General features: G+C 64.3%; 5 protein-coding genes and 1 tRNA gene. 1 reads left to right on the top strand and 5 read right to left on the bottom strand.

The features are described 5' to 3' along the window. Nucleotides 1-42: 42 nt before the first annotated feature. Nucleotides 43-690, bottom strand: coding sequence for a UvrY/SirA/GacA family response regulator transcription factor (gene uvrY / locus HHA01_RS05070; protein WP_141318388.1), 648 nt, complete (start codon nucleotides 688-690; stop codon nucleotides 43-45). Nucleotides 691-880: 190 nt separating this feature from the next. Between uvrY and HHA01_RS05075 the strand changes: the two genes are divergently transcribed. After that, nucleotides 881-956, top strand: a tRNA-Ala gene (locus HHA01_RS05075). A 152-nt stretch (nucleotides 957-1,108) separates the two neighbouring features. Here HHA01_RS05075 and HHA01_RS05080 read toward each other — a convergent pair. From HHA01_RS05080 to araD1, 4 genes are all read right to left on the bottom strand, one after another. Beyond that, nucleotides 1,109-1,873, bottom strand: coding sequence for a FadR/GntR family transcriptional regulator (locus HHA01_RS05080; RefSeq protein WP_141318390.1), 765 nt, complete (start codon nucleotides 1,871-1,873; stop codon nucleotides 1,109-1,111). A 128-nt stretch (nucleotides 1,874-2,001) separates the two neighbouring features. After that, entirely contained in the window at nucleotides 2,002-3,156 is a 1,155-nt protein-coding gene (locus HHA01_RS05085) for a fumarylacetoacetate hydrolase family protein (RefSeq protein WP_141318392.1), read from the bottom strand. A gap of 73 nt (nucleotides 3,157-3,229) precedes the next feature. Further along, on the bottom strand, nucleotides 3,230-4,807 hold the full coding sequence (locus HHA01_RS05090; RefSeq protein ID WP_141318394.1) for an aldehyde dehydrogenase (NADP(+)): 1,578 nt from the start codon (nucleotides 4,805-4,807) through the stop codon (nucleotides 3,230-3,232). A gap of 66 nt (nucleotides 4,808-4,873) precedes the next feature. Further along, nucleotides 4,874-5,860 carry an AraD1 family protein gene (araD1, locus tag HHA01_RS05095; protein WP_141318396.1) on the bottom strand — a complete coding sequence of 329 codons (987 nt, stop codon included), beginning with the start codon at nucleotides 5,858-5,860 and terminating at the stop codon, nucleotides 4,874-4,876. Between the last annotated feature and the right edge of the window lie 140 nt (nucleotides 5,861-6,000).

Raw genomic sequence — 6,000 nt, forward strand, 5'->3', positions numbered from 1 at the left:
GATGCAACCCGGTCATCCTACCAGACCCGTCACCGGCTTGGGTCACTCGGCTTCGCTGAAACCGTCTACCAGGCCGAAGCGCAGCCCCATGTGAGTCAGTTCGACGTCGGAGTGAACGCCCAGCTTCTCGAAGATGCGGTAGCGATAGGTATTGACCGTCTTGGGACTGAGGAACATTTGATCGGCGATGTCGGCGACCTTCTGGCAGTTGACGATCATCATGGCCACCTGCAGCTCGCGCTGGGACAGATGGTCGAAGGGGTTGTCATTGTCGTCGATGCGAAACAGCACCAGCCGCTGGGCAATGTCCGGGCTGATGTAGCGCTTGCCATTGAAGATACTGCGTATGGCCTGGACCATTTCGTCATGCTGCGAGCCCTTGCTGATGAAGCCATGCGCACCGGCTTCCAGCAGGCGCTGGGCGAAGGCTTCCTCGACGAAGGCGGTCAGCACCAGAATGCGCACGTCCGTTGTCAGCCGAGTAATCTTGCGGGTGGCTTCCAGCCCACCGATGCCCGGCATGCGAATGTCCATCAGGATGACATCCGGCTTGAGCTGGCGAGTCTGCTGGATGGCCTGTTCGCCATCGGCGGCTTCACCGACCACACTGATGTCCGGCTCATCGTTCAGCAGGTGGGCAATGCTGGTGCGCACCAGGTGGTGGTCATCGGCGATCAGAACTCTTATCAAGGTGAAGCTCCTACTGCGAAGGGGGCAGGGTCGCGAAGCGCCGTCTGCGTCTTATGAGCCGACTTGTCACATGGTCAAACCATATTAGCATAACTTGTTATTGCAACAGTTTATCATTTTTGGGGTTGCGGGTTGACGTGGCGAGGCGACATCAATATTATATGCATCGTTCTCGCACGGCGAGACACGTGGGGCCTTAGCTCAGCTGGGAGAGCGCAACACTGGCAGTGTTGAGGTCAGCGGTTCGAGCCCGCTAGGCTCCACCAAGAGTTTTGAAAATTAAGCCGGCTGATGCAATGCATCAGCCGGCTTTTTTGTATCACTCTATATGAACAATGATGAGCTGGGGCCTGGTCCCGCGGCCACGGGCCGACCGCTTGACTCTAGCCAGGGCCCGGGGCGGCCGCCTTGGACGCACTCAAGCGCCGGGCGGGATGACCTGATCGCCCAGGGTGCTCTCGCCGGGCTCGATGCCCAGCGCCGAGGCCGTGCCCTCGAGCACGGCCTGCGCGGCCCGAAAGGCCTCTGCGGGGCGCCGGGCGCGGATGCACTCCATGACCTGGCGGTGCCGTTCGAGGCTATCTTCCGGATCGGTGGCACTGATGTTCGATTTCTCGATCAGCAAGTGGATCGACGGTCGCAGGATATGCGACAGCTGGGACCAGACGATGTTGTGCGTGGCCTTGAAGATGGCGACATGAAAGGCAACGTCGTGTTCGGTGTGCAGGCGGCGTTGCTCAGGGTCGACCCCCGCCCGCAGATGCTGTCCCATGCCTTCGAAGGCTTCCTCGATGGCCACCAGGTCTCTGGCCGTGGCACGCCTGGCGGCGGTCATGGCCACGTAGGGCTCCACATCCAGCCGGAAGGCCAGGATTTCGCGCTGAATGCTCGGGTTGGGCGCGGCGTAGCGCGTCATCCAGTCGGTGACCTGGGGGTCGAGGATATTCCAGCCTTCATAGTCGCGAACCTTGGAACCATGACCCGAGATACGCTCGATGATGCCGACATCCACCAGCATGCGCAGGTCGCTGCGCACGGCCGAGCGGTTGAGTTCGAAGCGGTCGGCCAGGTCGACCTCGCGGGGGACGAAGTCCCCCGGGCTATAGCGGCCGGAGAAAATCGCCTCGGCGAGATGCTCGGCAACGGAAGGGCGGGTGCGTGTAGGACGGGCGGGTGCTGGCACTGGCGGGCTCCGCGAAAAATGGCGCTGATGCTAGCCGATGTCGAAAAGGGGCGCAATCTGGCTGACACGCGTGCATGCGGCGGATGTCAGCCAGTTGCGCTGAATGGTTTCCGGTCTGGCGCGGCGTATCAGGTGCGCCGCTGCTGGTCGGCCAGCCAGCGGCGAATGCCGTAGGTCCATGGCGCCAGCCGATCGCTGCGGTCGACACGGTTGATCAGGGCCCCCAGGCGCGGCGTGGCGATGGTCACCGTATCGCCGCGATGATGCGTGAAACCCTGGCCCGGGCCGTCCCTGTCGTGAATCGGCGAAAACATGGTGCCCAGAAACAGCATGAAACCATCTGGATATTGATGATGGTCACCAATCGTCTGACTGACAAGCGACTCGGGAGATCGGCTGATCTCGCGCATGTCACTCGAGTCCTCGAGCATGAAGTCGTCGCTTTCGCCCTCGATGCGCAGGCTGACCATGGCATGGCGCACATCCTCCATGGAGAAGTGCGCGTCGAATAGCCGAATGAAGGGGCCGATGGCACAGGAGGCGTTGTTGTCCTTGGCCTTGCCCAGCAGCAGGGCACTGCGACCTTCGATGTCGCGCAGATTGACGTCATTGCCCAGGCTGGCGCCGACCGGCTGGCCGCGCGAGCTGACGGCCAGCACGATTTCGGGTTCCGGGTTGTTCCATTGCGAGGCCGGGTGCAGGCCGACCCAGGCGCCGAAGCCCATCGAGGACAACGGCTGGGCCTTGGTAAAGACCTCGGCATCCGGGCCGATACCGACCTCCATGTACTGGGACCAGGCGCCGCGCGCCTTGAGTTCGTCACGCAGGGCCAGGGCATCTTCGGATCCCGGGACGATACGCGACAGATCGCCACCGATGAGCTGCTGCAGCTCCGTGCGCAGCTCGCCGGCCCGCTGGGGGCTGCCGGCGGCCTGTTCCTCGATCACCCGTTCGAGCAGGCTGACCGCAAAGGTCACGCCACATGCCTTGATGGCCTGGACATCACAGGGCGCCAGCAAGTGCGGTGTTACCTGGGGCGATTGCGCGGAGTTGTCGAGCAGGGTGGTGACATCGCAGAGCACGGGCCCAGTGGCCTGCGCGACCAGCCGGGCAGCATCGTCGCGGTCCAGCAGGTCGGCCATGATATTGACGCTGGCTGAGATATCGATGACCTGGTCATCGCGCACCGTCACCAGGGTCGGGCCCCTGGCATCACCGCAACAGACTCTGCCGACCAGCAGGGCCTGTTGGTGATCCTCGGGGAGTCGATAATCGTGAGACATGGGCAGGGTTTCCTGTCGGGACCCTCCCAGAGGGTGACGCATCACCATGGGAGGGCGATGGGACACGGCGTGATCAGTGTTCGCGCTTGCCGTCGACCAGGCGACTGAGCGAGGCCGGGTTGTCGTCACGCAGGGCGTCGGGCAGCAGTGCCTGCGGCAGGTTCTGGTAGCACACCGGGCGCAGGAAGCGGTGGATGGCCGCGCTGCCCACCGAGGTGGTGCGCGAATCCGTGGTGGCCGGGTAGGGGCCGCCGTGAACCATGGCATCGCAGACCTCGACACCGGTAGGCCAGCCATTGGCCATTACCCGGCCGGCACGCCGCTCGAGTGTCGGCAACAGCTGGCGTGCGGTCTCGGTATCGGCGTCATCCATGTGCAGGGTGGCGGTCAGCTGACCTTCCAGATGCTCTGCCACCCGCTTGACCTCGGCCTGGTCGGTGCAGGCGATGACCAGCGAGGTCGCGCCGAAGACTTCCTGCTGCAGCGTCTCGTCGGCCAGGAAATCCTGTCCCTTGGCCACGAACAGGCCGGACCGGCACTGATTGGGCGCTTCGCTGGACTGGCCGCGTGCCACCTCGGTGGCCTTGCCGCTTGACGTCAGCGCGGCGACGGCCTGGTCGTAGGCCTGCTGGATGCCCGGTGTCAGCATGGTCTGGGTGCCACTGGCCTTGACGGCCTCGGCCGCTGCCGAGAGGAAAGTGTCCAGCCCCTGGCCCTCGACCGCGATCACCAGGCCGGGGTTGGTGCAGAACTGACCGGCCCCCATGTTGAGCGAGCCAATGAAGGCTTCGCCCAGCTCGGCGGCACGATGGTTCAGCGCTTCCGGCAGCAGGAAGACCGGGTTGATGCTGCTCATCTCGGCATACACCGGAATGGGTTCCGGGCGATCCTGGGCCAGCCTGGCCAGGGCAGTGCCGCCGCCCCTCGAGCCCGTGAAGCCCACGGCCTTGATGTCGGTATCGGTGACCAGCGCCTGGCCCAGCTCGTTGCCGGTGCCCTGCAGCAGGGAAAATACGCCTTCGGGCAGCCGGCATTCGGCGACGGCACTCTGAATGGCGCGGCCGACCAGTTCGGAAGTTCCCGGATGCGCCGGATGGCCCTTGACCACGACCGGGCAACCGGCGGCCAGCGCCGATGCGGTATCGCCACCCGCGACCGAGAAGGCCAGCGGGAAGTTGCTGGCGCCGAACACGGCGACGGGGCCGAGTGCCACGTGGCGCTGGCGCAGGTCGACGCGCGGCATGGGCTGGCGGTCCGGCAGGGCCGGGTCAACACGCACATCCAGCCATTCGCCGGCACGCACCACCCTGGCGAACATGCGCAGCTGGCCACAGGTACGGCCGCGCTCACCTTCCAGGCGTGCGCGGGGCAGGCCGGACTCGGCCATGCCACGTTCGATCAGCTCGTCACCGATGCCCTCGATCTTGTCGGCGATGGTCTCGAGAAAGCCGGCACGCGCTTCGAGACCGGTTTCGCGGTAGTGGTCGAATGCCGCCCGGGCGAGCTCGGTGGCACGGCTGACCTCTGCCTGGCCGGCGGTGGTGAAGGTCGGCTCGAGGCTGTCTCCCGTGGCGGGGTCAACGGCCTGAAAGGAATTGCCCTGCGCGGTGAGGGTTTCGCTACCGATGAGTTGCTTGCCTTCTAGGGTCATGGTCGCTCCTGTCATGGTGCGTGAAACTCGGTCGGAATGTTCAAGAACACTGTCATCACAGCGGGTCTAGAGTGGAATGACTTCCACTTCATCGTCCTCTGCCCGGTGGGTCAGCGGGTTGCGCAGCGGCCGGCCGAAGGCGGGGACCTCGATCTCGAAACGGTCGCCTTCCTGCGCCTGGATGGCGTCGGCAAAGCTCAGTGTGGCCGTGCCGAAGAAATGCACATGCACATCGCCGGGGCGGCGAAAACCTGGATACTTGAAATGATGGTATTCAAGGTTGGCCAGGCTGTGGGCCATGTTGCGCTCGCCGGTGAGAAAGGGCTTTTCCCACAGGATTTCATGGCGGCGGGTGATGCGGCTGAGGCCTTCCAGGTGGTCGGGCAGCTCATCCAGCAGCAGTTCCGGGCCAAAGCTGCAGACGCGTAGCTTGGAATGGGCCAGCCACAGATAATTGAAACGTTCCGTGACGTGATCGGAGAACTCGTTGCCGACGGCGAAGCCCAGGCGACGCGGGCGGCCGTTGTCATCGATCAGGTAGAGACCTGCTAGCTCGGGCTCCTCGCCGCCATCCTGGGCAAATGAAGGGGATGGCAGTGGCGCTTCCGGGGGCACGACGCAATCGCCGTCGCCCTTGTAGAACCACTCCGGCTGAGCTCCGACCTTGCCGGCGGCTGGCTTGCCGTTCTCGACCCCCAGCTTGAACATGCGCATGGAGTCGGTCAGGTCCTCATCGCTGGCCTGTGCCTTGGCGTGCATGGCCGAGCGGGCGTCGGCGCTGCCCAGATGGGTCAGGCCGGTGCCGGTCACCAGGCAATGGGCCGGATCCGGGTGGGTCAGGGGCGGCATCAGGCGCCGGGTTTCGACCAACTGGGCGTAGTCGAGTCGCGTCTCGGTCAAGCGAGACTCGACCACCTCGGTCATGGAACGGCCCGAGCTCATGGCGTCGCAGGCCAGGTGATAGGTATCGGTGTCGGCGAGCCGCACCCTGTCCTCGTTCTCCACCAGGGCGGCGTACAGCCGGTTTTCGTGCAGGCACTGAATCAGGCGCATGGGGTTGTCCTCCTCGGCGTTTCGCCGCTGGTGCATGCCGGTCACAATGGCATGTTAGATAAATAAATCCAAATGTTGCACATAATCAAGCGTCGCGCATGCTGGCCGCCTTAGCCCACCAGCCACATGGACAGATTCGG

The sequence above is a fragment of the Halomonas halmophila genome (genome assembly GCF_006540005.1).
Lineage (GTDB): Bacteria > Pseudomonadota > Gammaproteobacteria > Pseudomonadales > Halomonadaceae > Halomonas > Halomonas halmophila.

Coding starts and splice junctions, on each gene's coding strand:
- araD1 (WP_141318396.1), bottom strand. CDS start 5,860: ATGCGCCTGATTCAGTGCCTGCACGAAAACCGGCTGTACGCCGCCCTG.
- HHA01_RS05090 (WP_141318394.1), bottom strand. CDS start 4,807: ATGACCCTAGAAGGCAAGCAACTCATCGGTAGCGAAACCCTCACCGCG.
- HHA01_RS05085 (WP_141318392.1), bottom strand. CDS start 3,156: ATGTCTCACGATTATCGACTCCCCGAGGATCACCAACAGGCCCTGCTG.